General features: G+C 74.1%; 14 protein-coding genes. 10 read left to right on the top strand and 4 right to left on the bottom strand.

What is annotated here, in order from left to right; all coding sequences use genetic code 11:
* Positions 1 to 19 precede the first annotated feature (19 nt).
* Positions 20 to 1,228, top strand: a complete 1,209-nt coding sequence (locus AB0G28_RS24665; protein ID WP_361093241.1) for a glycosyltransferase family 1 protein — start codon at positions 20 to 22, stop codon at positions 1,226 to 1,228.
* Between the two features lie 62 nt (positions 1,229 to 1,290).
* On the opposite strand, the gene AB0G28_RS24660 is transcribed toward AB0G28_RS24665, so the two are convergent.
* Genes AB0G28_RS24660 through AB0G28_RS24650 form a run of 3 tightly spaced genes read right to left on the bottom strand, consistent with a single transcriptional unit; the run spans position 1,291 to position 3,880 of the window.
* Positions 1,291 to 2,181, bottom strand: a complete 891-nt coding sequence (locus tag AB0G28_RS24660) for a glycosyltransferase (RefSeq protein WP_361093238.1) — start codon at positions 2,179 to 2,181, stop codon at positions 1,291 to 1,293.
* The gene (locus AB0G28_RS24655; RefSeq protein ID WP_361093235.1) at positions 2,160 to 3,026 is read right to left on the bottom strand and encodes a glycosyltransferase; all 867 of its coding nucleotides are present in this window, start codon (positions 3,024 to 3,026) and stop codon (positions 2,160 to 2,162) included. The genes AB0G28_RS24660 and AB0G28_RS24655 overlap by 22 nt, the downstream gene beginning before the upstream one ends.
* Complete coding sequence (locus tag AB0G28_RS24650) at positions 3,023 to 3,880, bottom strand: polysaccharide pyruvyl transferase family protein (protein ID WP_361093232.1); 858 nt, start codon at positions 3,878 to 3,880, stop codon at positions 3,023 to 3,025. The genes AB0G28_RS24655 and AB0G28_RS24650 overlap by 4 nt, the downstream gene beginning before the upstream one ends.
* A gap of 87 nt (positions 3,881 to 3,967) precedes the next feature.
* On the opposite strand from AB0G28_RS24650, the gene AB0G28_RS24645 reads away from it, so the two are divergent.
* From AB0G28_RS24645 to AB0G28_RS24605, 9 genes are all read left to right on the top strand, one after another.
* The gene (locus tag AB0G28_RS24645; RefSeq protein ID WP_361093229.1) at positions 3,968 to 4,918 is read left to right on the top strand and encodes an NAD-dependent epimerase/dehydratase family protein; all 951 of its coding nucleotides are present in this window, start codon (positions 3,968 to 3,970) and stop codon (positions 4,916 to 4,918) included.
* Between the two features lie 112 nt (positions 4,919 to 5,030).
* Positions 5,031 to 6,698 (top strand): carbamoyltransferase C-terminal domain-containing protein, encoded by a 1,668-nt coding sequence (locus AB0G28_RS24640; protein WP_361093226.1) that lies wholly within the window; start codon positions 5,031 to 5,033, stop codon positions 6,696 to 6,698.
* Positions 6,698 to 7,258, top strand: a complete 561-nt coding sequence (locus AB0G28_RS24635; RefSeq protein ID WP_361093521.1) for an SIS domain-containing protein — start codon at positions 6,698 to 6,700, stop codon at positions 7,256 to 7,258. The genes AB0G28_RS24640 and AB0G28_RS24635 overlap by 1 nt, the downstream gene beginning before the upstream one ends.
* Entirely contained in the window at positions 7,255 to 8,622 is a 1,368-nt protein-coding gene (locus AB0G28_RS24630) for a PfkB family carbohydrate kinase (protein ID WP_361093223.1), read from the top strand. The genes AB0G28_RS24635 and AB0G28_RS24630 overlap by 4 nt, the downstream gene beginning before the upstream one ends.
* A 24-nt stretch (positions 8,623 to 8,646) precedes the next feature.
* Positions 8,647 to 9,333, top strand: coding sequence for an SDR family oxidoreductase (locus AB0G28_RS24625; protein WP_361093220.1), 687 nt, complete (start codon positions 8,647 to 8,649; stop codon positions 9,331 to 9,333).
* Positions 9,324 to 10,274, top strand: a complete 951-nt coding sequence (locus AB0G28_RS24620; protein WP_361093217.1) for a glycosyltransferase family 9 protein — start codon at positions 9,324 to 9,326, stop codon at positions 10,272 to 10,274. The genes AB0G28_RS24625 and AB0G28_RS24620 overlap by 10 nt, the downstream gene beginning before the upstream one ends.
* Positions 10,267 to 11,577 carry a UDP-glucose/GDP-mannose dehydrogenase family protein gene (locus AB0G28_RS24615; RefSeq protein WP_361093214.1) on the top strand — a complete coding sequence of 437 codons (1,311 nt, stop codon included), beginning with the start codon at positions 10,267 to 10,269 and terminating at the stop codon, positions 11,575 to 11,577. The genes AB0G28_RS24620 and AB0G28_RS24615 overlap by 8 nt, the downstream gene beginning before the upstream one ends.
* The gene (locus AB0G28_RS24610; RefSeq protein ID WP_361093211.1) at positions 11,574 to 12,179 is read left to right on the top strand and encodes an NAD(P)H-dependent oxidoreductase; all 606 of its coding nucleotides are present in this window, start codon (positions 11,574 to 11,576) and stop codon (positions 12,177 to 12,179) included. Before AB0G28_RS24615 ends, AB0G28_RS24610 begins: the two co-directional genes overlap by 4 nt.
* A gap of 98 nt (positions 12,180 to 12,277) precedes the next feature.
* Positions 12,278 to 12,457, top strand: coding sequence for a hypothetical protein (locus AB0G28_RS24605; protein ID WP_361093208.1), 180 nt, complete (start codon positions 12,278 to 12,280; stop codon positions 12,455 to 12,457).
* A 2-nt stretch (positions 12,458 to 12,459) separates the two neighbouring features.
* On the opposite strand, the gene AB0G28_RS24600 is transcribed toward AB0G28_RS24605, so the two are convergent.
* Entirely contained in the window at positions 12,460 to 13,560 is a 1,101-nt protein-coding gene (locus AB0G28_RS24600; protein WP_361093205.1) for an aromatic acid exporter family protein, read from the bottom strand.
* Positions 13,561 to 13,631 lie beyond the last annotated feature (71 nt).

The raw sequence follows: 13,631 nt of genomic DNA, 5'->3' as shown, positions 1-13,631 counted from the left end.
TGAAGGGAACGCCGCACCGATGAAGATCGCGATGGTGTCCGAGCACGCCAACCCCCTCGCCGCGCTGGGCGAAGCCGACGCCGGCGGCCAGAACGTGCACGTCGCGGAGCTGTCGGCCGCGCTGACGCGCGCCGGCCACGACGTCACCGTCTACACGCGACGGGAGAGCCGCGACGAGCCGCCCGAGGTGCGCACGCCCCAGGGCTACCGCGTCGTGCACGTGCCCGCCGGGCCACCGCGGAAGATGCCCAAGGACGACCTCCTGCCCTACATGGGCGAGTTCGGCAGCTTCCTGCGCGACCGGTGGGCCCTGGACCGGCCGGACCTGGCGCACGCGCACTTCTGGATGTCCGGCCTCGCGACGTCCCTGGCCGCGAGCGCGACCGGGACGCCGGTGGCCCAGACCTTCCACGCCCTCGGCGTCGTCAAGAAGCGCTACCAGGGCGACAAGGACACCAGCCCCGCGGACCGGATCCGGCTGGAGCGGATCATCGGCCGCCAGGCCGGGCGCGTGATCGCCACCTGCTCCGACGAGGTCTTCGAGCTGTCCCGCCTCGGCGTGCCGCGGTCGCGGATCTCGATCGTCCCGTGCGGCGTCGACCTCGGCCGGTTCTCCCCCGACGGGCCGGTGGCGCGACGGCGGCTGCCGCACCGCCTGGTCTCGGTGGGCCGGCTGGTCCCGCGCAAGGGGTTCGACATCGCGATCACCGCGCTCGCCCAGCTGCCGGACACCGAGCTGGTCATCGCGGGCGGCCCCGAGCAGGGCAGGGTGTCCCAGGACCCCGAGGCGGGACGGCTGCGGCAGCTCGCGGACCGGCTCGGCGTCGGCGACCGCGTCGGCTGGCCCGGCCAGGTGTCCCGGGAGGACATGCCGGCCCTGCTGCGCTCGGCCGACGCCGTCGTGTGCACGCCGTGGTACGAGCCGTTCGGGATCGTGCCCCTGGAAGCGATGGCGTGCGGGGTCCCGGTGGTCGCCTCCGCGGTGGGCGGGCTGACCGACACCGTCGTCGACGGCGTCACGGGCCTGCTGGTCCGCCCGCACCAGCCGAAGGAGCTGGCGACCCGCGTCCGGCGGCTCATCGACGACCCGGCGCTGTGCCACGCCTACGGCACCGCGGGCCACGACCGCGCGGTGGCCCGCTACTCCTGGGACCGCGTCGCCGCGGACACGCTCCGCGCGTACCACAAGCTGGTGCCCCAGACCGCCGCCACCGCCGAGGCCCGCTGACGTAAAGCCGTGAAGGCCTCCTTACCGGCCCTTATGGCCGGTAAGGAGGCCTTCACGGACTTTCACCCCACGTAGCGGCGGGCTTTGGAAGCGCGTTGGGGGGCTTCCAGGAGGCGGAGGCCGTGCTCGACGTGGTCCGGGACCACGCGGCGGTCGCGGAGGACCCACGGGAGGCCGCGGGCGACGTCCAGCAGGGCCGCCGCGGTGGCGGCGTCGAACGGGGCCGTGCGCAGGACTTCGCGGGCGCGGCGGAAGACCGCCGGCCAGGGGCGGCGCAGCAGGAGTGTCCACAGCGTGTTGCGGATCCCCAGGCGACGGCGGTGGCGCGGGTCGCGCAGCTTCGACGGCGCGTGGTGGATCACCACGTCCTCGGCCCAGCACATCCACCAGCCGCGCGCGGCGAGGTCGAGGGCGAACAGCTCCTCCTCGCCGCCGAGCCACATCCGCGTCGAGAAGCCGCCCACCTCGCGGAACGCGCTGACGCGCACCGCCGTCAGGCCCGCCATGATGCCGAGCAGGGCCGGGCCCGGCAGCCAGTCCGGGCCGGGCACCGGCGACTCGCGCAGCTCGGGCGTGATCGGGTCCTCCGCCAGGCCCGGCTCGACCAGGCAGCGCCCGGTCACCGACCCGAGCCCGGGGTGTGCGTCCAGGATGTCCGCGGCCCGGGTGAGCGCCCCGGGCTGCCACGTCGTGTCGTCGTCGCAGAAGGCGACGTACGGCGTCGTCACCTCCTCGACCGCGACGTTGCGGGCCACCGCGCCGAGGTTCTCCGCCAGCCGGAACAGGCGGACGCCGGGGAACTCCCGGGCGACCATGCCGGCCGTGCCGTCGCCCGACCCGTTGTCCGCGACGAAGATCGGCGCCTCGTCCGGCAGGGACGTCATGTGCGCCAAGGTCTCGCGCAGCTGCGAGCGCCGGTTGCAGGTGATGATCACGACCGAGATTCGCGCCATTCGGCGGTCCTTTCCAGAGTCCGGGCCTGGTGTTCGACGTGGTCGGGCAGGACGCGGCGGGAGCCGAGCGCCCGCGGCAGCCGCGGCACCGCGCCGAGGACGGCGCCGGGCGCCCGCACCAGCGTCCTGACCACCTCGCGGCGGCAGACCCGCGGCGGGCGGCGCAGCACGGCGATGAGCAGCCGGTTGCGCAGTTCGGCCCGGCGGCGCCACGACGACGGCGGCCGCGACCGGGACGGGTGGTGGTGGGCTCGCAGGCGCCCGACGTAGCAGACCTCCCAGCCGCGCGCGGCCAGGTCGTAGGCCAGCAGCTGCTCTTCCGCGCCGAAGTGCAGCAGCGGACTGAACCCGCCGGCCTGCAGGTACGCCGTGCGGCGGACGATCGCCGAGCAGGCGAGGAAGCCCAGGACCAGCGGTCCGGGCGCGCCGTCCGGGCGGCCCAGCGGGCTGCGCTCCATTTCCGGCGTCACCGGGTCGTCCCGGCATTCCGGGCCGACGAGCGTGCGCGCGGCGAGCAGGCCGGTCCGCGGGTGCTCGTCGAAGATCCGCTCCGCCTCGGCCAGCGCGTCTGGCGCCCACCACGAGTCGTCGTCGCTGAAGGCGACGTACGGCGTGTCGGCCACGATGACGCCGAGGGTGCGGGCGGCGGCCCCGAGGTTCTGCGGCAGCCGGATCACGCGCACGTTCGCGTACCGCCCGGCGACCTGAGCCGTCTCGTCCTCGGAAGCGTTGTCCAGCACCACGACCGGTGGCTTCGGGGCCAAAGTAGACAGCTGCGTCAAGGTCCGTTCCAGTTCGCGGGCGCGGTCGCGGGTCGCGATGACGACCGTCGTGCGCGCGCTCACCGCGAACCCACCAGCTCGTCGACCAGCCCGGCCAGCGAGGGAACTTTTCCTATGAAAGGGTCGTTTCCTACGCGCGAAAGGCACCACTTCAGCCGGGAGCCGAGCAACGCGGTGTCGCCCGCGTCTTCGGCCGCGACGACCGGCCAGCCCAGCGCCTTCCCCTGCGCGGTCACCTTCCCGCCGCCGGCCACCGGGTCGACCGCGAGCACCGGCACCCCCGCCTTCAGCCCGAGCACCAGCCCGTGCAGCCGGGTGGTCACCACGGCGTCCATTTTGGACACCGCGGAGACGAACTGGTCCGGGGTGGCGCACCGCTGCCAGTCCTCGTGCGCCAGGCGGGTGTCGAGCGGGACGCGGGCGCAGTCGAGACCGGCGAGCCAGCCGGTCAGGGCGTCGTGCACCTCGCCGTGCCGTCCCGCGCCGCCGTACTCGGGCTGGTGCGGCGCGAGGATCACGCCGAGCACCGGTGTCGCCGAGACGGACGCGGCCAGGGAGAGGTCCGGGGTGACGCCGTCGTCGCGCGCGAAGACGCGGTGGAACCCGGTCACCGCCGGGTCTTCCGGGTCGACGACGCTCACCCCGACGGCGATCCGGCGGCAGGCGGCGTACCGCTCGTGCAGCGCCCGTACCTGCGGCCCGTGGGCCGGGCCGCAGGCGAACACCACGTGCGTGTAGTCCCCGGGCGATGCGTCGGGCAGGTGCCGGGCGCCGGGGCGGAAACCCGGGCTCCACACGACGTCGTGGTCGATCCCCGCTCCGGTCAGCGCGGCACCGGCCGCTCGCAGGCTGAGGACGTCCCCCGCGGTCGCTTCGCCGTGCAGGAAACTGGCCCATCCGGTGAGCAGAACTCGCATGGTGGCCCGCGTACCCGCTCGCGGCGGCCTTACACGGTTTCGCCGGCCCGGGCGCCGGGTAGCCGCCCCGGCATGACGGATCCGGGAATGACCAGGCGGTTCGGGTGTGCGGTGGTGACCGGGGGTGCCGGCTTCGTCGGCGCGCACCTGTGCGCGCTGCTGCTCGAAGAGGACGTCGAAGTGATCGCCGTGGACAACCTCGCGACGTCGTCGGCGGACGCCCTCGACGAACTGCGCCGCCACGACCGGTTCCGGTTCGTGCGCCACGACGTCACCCACCCGATCCCCCTGGCGGACCGGGCCGACGTCGTGTTCCACCTCGCCTCGGCCGCGTCGCCGCGCGACTACCTGGCGCTGCCACTGGAAACGCTGCGCGCGGGCTCGTCCGGCACCGAGCACGCGCTCGAGCTCGCCCGCCGCGACGGCGCCCGGTTCGTGCTCGCCTCCACCAGCGAGGTCTACGGCGACCCGCTGGAACACCCGCAGCGCGAAGGGTATTGGGGCAACGTCAACCCGATCGGGCCCCGCAGCGTCTACGACGAGGCCAAGCGCTACGCCGAAGCGCTGACGTCGGCCTATCGCCGCGAGTACGGCACCGACACCGCGATCGCGCGGATCTTCAACACCTACGGCCCCGGCATGCGCGCGCACGACGGCCGGATGATCCCGGCGTTCGTCGACCAGGCGCTGAAGAACGAGCCGATCACCGTCACCGGCACGGGCGAGCAGACGCGGTCCATCTGCTACGTCGAGGACACCGCCCGCGGCCTTCTCGCCCTCGCGCGGTCGGGCCACCCGGGCCCGGTGAACATCGGCAACCCGCACGAGCTGACGGTCCGTCAGGTGGCGGAGCTGATCAAGGAGATCACCGGGTCCGGTTCGCCGATCGAGCACATCGACGCCGTCGTCGACGACCCGAAGCGCCGCTGCCCCGACATCTCCCTCGCGCGGGAGGTCCTCGGCTGGGAACCGAAGGTCGACGCCGACGACGGCCTCCGTCGCACAGTGGCGTGGTTCCGCCGGGCGCCGTCGCGCTGAGTAGCGACGCCCAGGGCTTTTGCGCGCGATCGTTTATCAACGACTTCGCCGGGTAGCGCTATAGGCGAGAGCGGGCCAGCGGAGTCCGCACCGGAACGCCAGAGGCAGGTCGATGCGCATACTCGGGATCAACGCCGTCTTCCACGACCCGGCCGCCGCACTGGTCGTGGACGGGGAGATCGTCGCCGCGGCGGAAGAGGAGCGGTTCAGCCGCCGCAAGCACGGCAAGCAGGCGGTGCCGTTCTCCACTTGGGAGCAGCCCGCCCAGGCCGCCGCCTGGTGCCTGGCGCAGGCGGGACTGTCCGCGAAGGACCTCGACGCCGTCGGCTACTCCTACGACCCCGCGCTGGTCGAACCGGGCCTGCCCGGCCACGACCCGAGCGGCGAGGAACTGCGGACCGAATTCGCGAAGCGGGCACCGAAGTTCCTGAAGTCCGCTTTGCCCGGTCTCGACCCGGGAATCGTCAAGTTCGTCCGGCACCACGTCGCGCACGCCGCGTCGGCTGCGCTCGCCGCCCCGTTCGGCGACTGCGCCACGCTCGTCGCCGACGGACGCGGCGAGAGCACGTCCTACCTGGCCGGTGAGTACCGCGACGGGCGGTTCAAGGAGCTGGCCGCGCAACGGCTCCCGCACTCGCTCGGCCTGCTCTACGAAGACCTCACCGAGCACCTCGGCTTCGCCCGCTCCAGCGACGAGTACAAGGTCATGGCGCTGGCCTCCTACGGCAAACCCGAGTTCCTCGACGAACTCTGCGAGCACGTCCACGTCACCGGCGATGGCGGCTTCCACGCGTCCGGCGTCGACCTCGCCGCGCTGGCCCCACGCCGCAAAGCCGGCGAGGAGCTGACGCCGCGTCATGCCGATCTCGCCGCGAGTGTCCAAAAGGTCCTCGAGGACATCCTGCTGGAACTGGCGGACTGGCTGCACGAAGCCACCGGCCAGCGCGACCTGGCGATGGCGGGCGGCATCGCGCTCAACTGCGTCGCCAACACGCGGCTGCACGCCGAAGGCCCGTTCGACCGGATCTGGGTGCAGCCCGCCGCCGGGGACGCGGGCACCGCGCTCGGCGCGGCCCTGCAGCTGGCCGCCGACGCCGGGGAACGCGGCGCTCCCATGGGGGACGCGGGTCTCGGTCGCGGGTGGACCGACGAAGAGCTCGAGGACATCCTCATCAAGGCGAAGCTGCCCTACGAGCGTCCGGACGACCTCGCCGAAACCGTCGCCGAAGCGCTGGCGAACGACGACGTCATCGCGTGGTTCCAAGGCCGCGCCGAGTTCGGCCCGCGGGCGCTGGGGCACCGTTCGCTGCTGGCCCACCCGGGCCGCCAGGCCAACCTGGAACGGCTCAACGACGTCAAGGGCCGCGAGCAGTTCCGCCCGGTGGCGCCGATGGTCCGGGCCGAACGGGCGGCCGAGATCTTCACCCGCGGCCCGCTGCCGAGCCCGTACATGCTGTTCGTGCACGACGTCGCCGAAGCCTGGCGGGACCGCATCCCGGCCGTCACGCACGTCGACGGCACGGCTCGCGTGCAGACCGTCGAAGAGCGCGAAAACCCCGTGCTGGCGCGGATGCTCGCCGCGTTCGAACGGCGGACCGGCCTGCCCGTGGTGATCAACACCAGCCTCAACACCGCGGGCCGTCCGATGGTCGACTCGCCCCGCGACGCGCTCGAGTGCTTCGGCTCGGCGCCCGTCGACCTGCTCGCGCTGGGGCCGTTCGTGCTCCGGCGTCCCACCCGAACCGGCGCGGCGTCGCCGGAGGAGAAGGAGGTGCCGTGATGGAAGACCATCTCGCCGCGCTGGCCGAAGCGGCCGGCCGGACCCGTGAATCCGCCCCCAAGATAACCGCGTGGGGCCGGCACCTCGCCGCCGTCTTCGAGGCCGGCGGCAAGCTGCTCGCCTGCGGGAACGGCGGCAGCGCCGCCGAGGCCCAGCACCTGACCGGCGAGCTCGTCGGCCGGTTCCGCCACGAACGCCGTCCCCTCTCGGCGATCGCGCTGCACGCGGACACGTCCGCGACCACGGCCATCGTCAACGACTACGGCGACCACGAGGTCTTCGCCCGCCAGGTGCACGCGCACGGGCGGCCGGGTGACGTGCTGGTGTGCCTGTCCACCAGCGGCGGCAGCCAGAACGTCGTCGCCGCCGCGAAGGCCGCGCACGAACTCGGCGTCACGACGTGGGCGCTGACCGGGCCGGCCCCGAACCCCCTCGCCGCCTTGTGCGACGACGCCGTGACGGTCGAGGCGCCGACCGTCGCGACCGTCCAGGAGATGCACCTGGCCCTGGTCCACGGCTTGTGCGCGGCGCTCGACGACGCGCTCGGAGTGACCGCGTGAAGCCGCTGGTCGTCCTCGGCGACACGCTGCTGGACGTCGACGCCGAAGGCACCGCCGAGCGGCTGTGCCCGGAGGCGCCGGTGCCGGTGGTCGACCTGACGGCTCGCCGCCGCCGGCCCGGTGGCGCCGGCCTCGCCGCGCTGCTGGCCGCGCGGTCGGCGGCCGAAGTCGTCCTGGTGACGCCGCTCGGCGACGACGAAGGCGGCCACGCGCTCACCGGGCTGCTCGAACCGGACGTCACCGTGCTGCCGCTGCCGCTGCGCGGCACGACGGTGTGCAAGACCCGGGTCCGCGCGGGCGGGCAGTCGTTGCTGCGCCTGGACTCCGGCGACGGCACGGCGACCGGCGACCCGCTGCCCGCCCGGGTGCGCGAAGTCCTGGAGGACGCCGGCGCGGTCCTCGTGGCCGACTACGGCCGCGGCCTGACGCGCAACCCGGACGTCCGGCGGCTCCTGCGGGAGCTGGCCGAGCGAGTCCCCGTGGTCTGGGACCCGCACCCGCGCGGCGCGCAGCCGGTGCCGGGCACCACGCTGGTCACGCCGAACCTCGCCGAGGCGCGCGCGGTGCTCGCCGGGCACGAGGAACCGGCCGAGCTCGCCAAGCTGCTGCGCGGCCACTGGCACGCCGACGCGGTCGCGGTGACCGCCGGGTCCCGCGGCGCCGTGCTCGCCGACGGCCTGGGCGAAACGAACGTCCCGATCCCCGCCGCGGCGCGGATGCCGGGCCACACCGCGCCCGACACGTGCGGCGCGGGCGACCGGTTCGCCGCCGCGGCCACCGCGGCCCTGCTCGGCGGCGCCGACCCGGCCGAAGCCGTCGTGACGGCGGTCGAAGCGGCCGCCCGGTTCGTCGCCGCCGGCGGCGCGACCGCGCTGTCCACGAACGACGGTCCCGTCCCCGACCCGCAACCCTCGACCGACGCCTTCGGCCTCGCCGCCCGGGTGCGCGAGAACGGCGGCCGGCTCATCGCCACCGGCGGGTGCTTCGACCTGCTGCACCCCGGGCACGTCAGCCTGCTGCGGCAGGCCCGCGCGCTCGGCGACGCGCTCGTCGTCTGCCTCAACTCCGACGCCTCGGTCCGCGGCCTCAAGGGCCCCGGCCGGCCGCTCGTGCGGGACCGCGACCGGGCCCGGCTGCTGACCGCTTTGTCCTTTGTGGACGCCGTGGCCGTCTTCGACGAACCCTCCCCCGCCGCCGTGCTGGAGAAGCTGCGGCCCGACGTGTGGGTCAAGGGCGGTGACTACGCGGACGCCGACCTGCCCGAACGCGAAGTCGTCGAACGGCACGGCGGGGAGGTCGTGCTCGTCCCGACCGTGCCCGGCTATTCGACGTCCCGGCTGGTCGCCGCCGCGGCCAGTGCCTGAATCCCCGACTCCCGAAGGAGAGCGATGCGACCCCTCGGCAACGTCCTGATCACCGGTGGCGCGTCCGGCCTCGGCGCCGCGACCGCCGCCGCCGTCCGCAAGGCGGGCGGCACCCCGTACATCCTCGACCGCGTCCGCCCCGACGACCCGGCCGAGTACGTCGAAGCCGACCTGACCGACACCGCGGCCACCGAGGCCGCGGTGCGGGAGATCGCCGAGCGCGCGGGCGGCCTCGACGGCGTCTTCACCGCGGCCGGCACCGACGCCTGCGGGCCACTCGGCGAAGTGTCCACAGAGGACTGGGAGCGGGTCGTCAAGGTGAACCTGCTCGGCACGGTCGCGGTGATCCGCGCCGCGCTGCCCCACCTGGAGCGTTCGCACGGCACGGTGGTCACCGTCGCGTCCACTTTGGGCATCAAGGCCGTCAGCGACGCGACCGCCTACTGCGCCTCGAAGTTCGGCGTCGTCGGCTTCACCCGTGCGCTGGCCGCGGAGCTGGCCGGCCGGGTCGGCGTCACCCTGCTGATCCCCGGCGGGATGTGGACGCACTTCTTCGAAGGCCGCACCGACCAGTACAAGCCGCCGCCGGACGCCAAGCTCAACCAGCCGGAGCACGTCGCGGACACCGTGGTCTTCGCCTTGCAGCAGCCGCCGGGCGCCGAGGTCCGCGAGCTGGTCGTGTGCGCCTCGGAGGAGGGGTCGTGGCCGTGAGCTCCGCCGTGCTCGTGCTGCGCGCGCTCGGGATCGGCGATCTGCTGACCGCCGTCCCGGCGGTGCGCGCCCTGCGCGCGGCGTACCCGGACGACCGGCTGGTGCTGGCCGCACCGGAAGGGCTGCGCGACCTGGTGGAGCTGATCGACGCGGTCGACGAGCTGCTGCCGGCCGCGGGCCTCGGCGACCTGGCGTGGCCGGGACCGCCGCCGAAGCTGGCGGTCAACCTGCACGGCAGCGGCCCGGAGAGCCTGCACGACCTGCTCGCCACCGACCCCGCCGAGCTGCTGACCCACCAGCACCCCGACTTCCCCGACGTGCCCGGCCTCGGCTGGCGCGACGACCTGCACGAGGTCGACCGCTGGTGCCGGCTCGTCGAGTACGCCCACCTAGAGGCGGACCGGTCGGCGCTGCGGCTGCCGGTGCCGCCGGGCCCGAGCCCGGCCCCGGACGCCGTCGTGGTGCACCCCGGCGCGGCCTTCCCCGCGCGGCGCTGGCCGCCGGAGCGGTTCGCTTCGGTCGTCGCCGCGCTGGCGGCGGCCGGGCACCGCGTGGTGCTCACCGGCAGTCCCGGCGAACGCGACCTGTGCCGTTCCATCGCGGACCGCGCCGGGCTCGGCGAAGAAGCCGTGCTCGCCGGGCGGACCGGCCTGGCCGAGCTGGCCGCGCTGGTGGCCGGGGCCGCGCTCGTCGTCTGCGGCGACACCGGCGTCGGGCACCTCGCGACCGCGTTCGGGACGCCGTCGGTGCTGCTGTTCGGCCCGACCCCGCCGCGGCTGTGGGGACCGCCGCCGTCCGCGCGGCAGCACGTCGTGCTCTGGGCCGGGAACGTCGGCGACCCGCACGGCGAGGAACCCGACGGCGGATTGCTGCTGCTGGGCGAGGAACGCGTCCTGGCCGCGACGCGCTCGGCGCTGGAAGCGAGGGTGGCGCATGGCTGAGCACATCGGGATCGTCGGCGCGGGCTACGTCGGCCTGACCAGTGCCGCCTGCTTCGCCCGGCTCGGCCACCGCGTGACCTGCGTGGACGCCGACGAGTCCAAAGTGGACGACCTGCGCCGCGGCGCCGTGTCGATCGCCGAGCCCGGCCTGGCCGAGCTGGTCACCCAGGGCCTCGCGGACGGGACGCTCACCTTCACCACCGCCCAGGCCGAGTTGTACGGCGCCGATATCGTCCTGCTCTGCCTGCCCACCCCGCCCGGCGAAGACGGCCGGCCCGACCTCGGCGTCCTCGAAAAGGTCGTGCCCCAGCTCGGGCGGCTGCTGCGGCCCGGCTGCGTGGTGGTCACCAAGTCGACGGTGCCGGTCGGCACCGCGGCGCGGCTGCCGCACCTGCTGGGCCGCGACGACCTGCCGGTCGTCGGCAATCCCGAGTTCCTGCGGGAAGGGCACGCCGTCGAGGACTTCCTGCACCCGGACCGGGTGGTCGTCGGCACGGACCCGCCGGATTCGCCCGCGGCGCGGCGGGTCGCGCGGCTGTACGAGCCGACCGGTGCCCCGGTCGTGGCGACCGACTCGGCCAGCGCCGAACTCGCGAAGTACGCGAGCAACGCGTTCCTCGCGGTGAAGCTGTCCTATGTGAACGTCCTCGCCGAGCTGTGCGAACGGTTTGGCGCCGACGTCCGCGAGGTCTCGCGCACGATGGGCCTCGACGCGCGGATCGGCCCCGAGTTCCTCGCCCCCGGCCCCGGCTGGGGCGGTTCGTGCCTGCCGAAGGACACCTCGGCCCTGCTGCACGCGGCCGATTCCGCCGGTGTCGACTTCGGCATCCTGCGCGACGCGGTCCGCGTCAACGCCCGGCAGCGCGCGCGGGTGGTGCGGGCCGTCCGGCAGGCCGTCACGGGCTCGACGGACGGGTCCCTCGCGCACGCCCGCATCGGGTTGCTGGGCTTGGCCTTCAAGGCGGGCACCGGCGACCTGCGCGACTCCCCGGCCCTCGCGGTGGCCGCGGACCTGGCCCGCGCGGGCGCGGAGCTGACCGCGCACGACCCGGCCGTCGGGTGCGTGCCGGGGATGGGCGCGGTGCAGGTCGTCGACGACCCGTACCTGGTGGCCAAGGACGCCGCGGCGCTCGTCGTGCTCACCGAATGGCCGGAGTTCCGCGACCTCGACTGGGCCCGGCTGGCCTCCTCGGCCGACCGGGCGGTCGTCGTCGACACCCGCAACCTGCTCGATCCCGAACGGCTGGCCGAGGCGGGGTTCACCCACCTCGGCGTCGGCACCCACTCACGGAGGCAGTCATGACCCTGCGCGTCCTCGCGCTGACCTGCACCCTCAAGCCGTCGCCCGCGAAGTCGAGCAGTGATCTCATCGCACGGCAGCTGCTCGAGCTGTTCGCGGAACGCGGCGTCACCGGCGAGGCGGTCCGCGTGGTCGACCACGACGTCCGCCCGGGCGTCGAAGCCGACATGGGGGAAGGTGACGCGTGGCCGGCCATCCGGCGCAAGATCGCCGGCGCGGACATCCTGCTGGTCGCCACCCCGACGTGGGTCGGCCACATGTCGAGCGTCGCGCAGCGGGTCCTCGAACGCCTCGACGCGGAACTGTCCGAAACCGACGACGAGGGCCGCCCGGCGATGTTCGGCAAGGTGGGGGTGGCCGCCGTGGTCGGGAACGAGGACGGCGCCCACAAGATCATCGCGGACCTGTTCCAGGCGTTGAACGACGTCGGCTTCACGGTGCCCGCGCAGGGCGCCACGTACTGGAACGGCGAAGCGATGCAGGGCGGCGACTACCAGGACCTCGACGAGACGCCGAAGGCCGTGGCGTCGACGAACGCGACGCTGGTCCGCAACGCCGTCCACCTCGCGAACCTGCTCCGCTCGCAGCAGTACCCGGCGTCGTAATTAGTCCATCCGAGTGACATCACTGAGCCGGACGAGTGTGGCGCAGACCACGTGGGTAACTGGTTCGGAACCTTCGATTCCCGTCAGGGGGCTTCACCGTGCCGAACCGAGTCATGATCAGCCGCGACAGCAAGCCCATCCCGTGCGAGGAATGCGGCCTGCCCACCCTCCACGTCGCCCGCCTGGTGTCCGGCGACGGCACCCTGCTGGGCCAGACCATGGTGTGCACCGCCTGCCGGCGGCACCGCTCGGAAACCGAGCCGGTCGCGGCCGAGTAGCTTCAGCGGTTCCGCAGCATTTCCACCAGCTGCCGGGCGGGGAGGATCATCGTGCCCAGGCCGAGCCGGGCCGGGACGCCGTCTTCTTCCGCGGTCACCAGCCGCCGTTCCAGCTTTTCGAGCAGGGCGCGGCATTCGTCCAGTTCGACCGGCTTCCCCACCTCCGCGACCGCTTGAACGGCACCGGCCAGCCGGTGCAGGAGGTCGGCCAGCGCGTCCCGCGCGTCCGGCCAGGGATACTCGAACGGGTGATCCCGGCGGCCCGCGGTCGTGCGCACGGCGGTGACCAGCTGGGACACCGCGGGCCACAACCCGAGGAGCGTCCGCAGCGGACGTTCGTGGTGGGTCCCGTCGGCCGGGCGCCCGCGGCGGAGGTTCAGCATCCGCCCCTCCCGCGTCAGGCCAACGGCTTCTTCGGCCGCCAGTACCAGGCTGCGCGTGTCCTGCGCCTGGGAGAGCAGATCGTCGAGGTCCTCCGGAGGATCGTCACGGCGGACGAGATCGGACAGCGACTCGAGCAGGGCGGCGAGCGCGGCCGCGAGCCGGTCGGCGGCCGCGGCGACGCGTTCGCCGTACAGCGGCGGGAAAATGAGCGTGTTGACGGCCACGCCGATCGCGGCACCGAGCGCGGTCTCGAGGAGGCGGTCGCCGAGCAGGACGGGCTCGCGGGCGGTGCCGTAGGAGATCAGCAGCATGCCGGTGACGCCGACCCAGACGCCGGAGTCGCCGAAGCGCCGCCAGCTGCCGGCGAGCAGCCCGACGAAGACGACACCCCCCAAAGCGACGGCCTGCCAGGGAATGAGCTGCCCGGCGACGGCGGCGAGGAGGACACCGGTGGCCACCGAGCCGACCTGCTGCAGCCAGCCTCGCAGCGACCGGTAGACGGTGGCTTCGACGAGGAAGACGGCGGCGTAGGGCGCGAGGAAGGGCTGGGGCAGCCGGAGGACGAGGGTGGCGAGCAGCCACGCGGCGGTCGCGGCCAGGGTGGCTTTGGCGCTCTGGACGAGGATCCGCCGTTCGCGGCCGGGGACGCGGATGGCGCGGGCGAACCAGCCGAGCGGGGTCCGGTCGTGCCGCTCGGCGTCGGGCGGGTTGCCGAACACGGCACCGAGCCTCCCAGTGTCGCGCGTCCGAGATGCGCCCCAATGTGGCGTTGGGTGCGCTGAACGCACCC

The organism is Amycolatopsis sp. NPDC021455 (genome assembly GCF_040640995.1).
GTDB lineage: Bacteria > Actinomycetota > Actinomycetes > Mycobacteriales > Pseudonocardiaceae > Amycolatopsis.
The sequence above is the reverse complement of the archived record's forward strand: the minus strand, read 5'-3'. Positions and strand labels throughout refer to the sequence as shown.

Coding starts and splice junctions, on each gene's coding strand:
- AB0G28_RS24665 (WP_361093241.1), top strand. CDS start 20: ATGAAGATCGCGATGGTGTCCGAGCACGCCAACCCCCTCGCCGCGCTG.
- AB0G28_RS24660 (WP_361093238.1), bottom strand. CDS start 2,181: ATGGCGCGAATCTCGGTCGTGATCATCACCTGCAACCGGCGCTCGCAG.
- AB0G28_RS24650 (WP_361093232.1), bottom strand. CDS start 3,880: ATGCGAGTTCTGCTCACCGGATGGGCCAGTTTCCTGCACGGCGAAGCG.
- AB0G28_RS24645 (WP_361093229.1), top strand. CDS start 3,968: ATGACCAGGCGGTTCGGGTGTGCGGTGGTGACCGGGGGTGCCGGCTTC.
- AB0G28_RS24640 (WP_361093226.1), top strand. CDS start 5,031: ATGCGCATACTCGGGATCAACGCCGTCTTCCACGACCCGGCCGCCGCA.
- AB0G28_RS24635 (WP_361093521.1), top strand. CDS start 6,698: ATGGAAGACCATCTCGCCGCGCTGGCCGAAGCGGCCGGCCGGACCCGT.
- AB0G28_RS24625 (WP_361093220.1), top strand. CDS start 8,647: ATGCGACCCCTCGGCAACGTCCTGATCACCGGTGGCGCGTCCGGCCTC.
- AB0G28_RS24615 (WP_361093214.1), top strand. CDS start 10,267: ATGGCTGAGCACATCGGGATCGTCGGCGCGGGCTACGTCGGCCTGACC.
- AB0G28_RS24610 (WP_361093211.1), top strand. CDS start 11,574: ATGACCCTGCGCGTCCTCGCGCTGACCTGCACCCTCAAGCCGTCGCCC.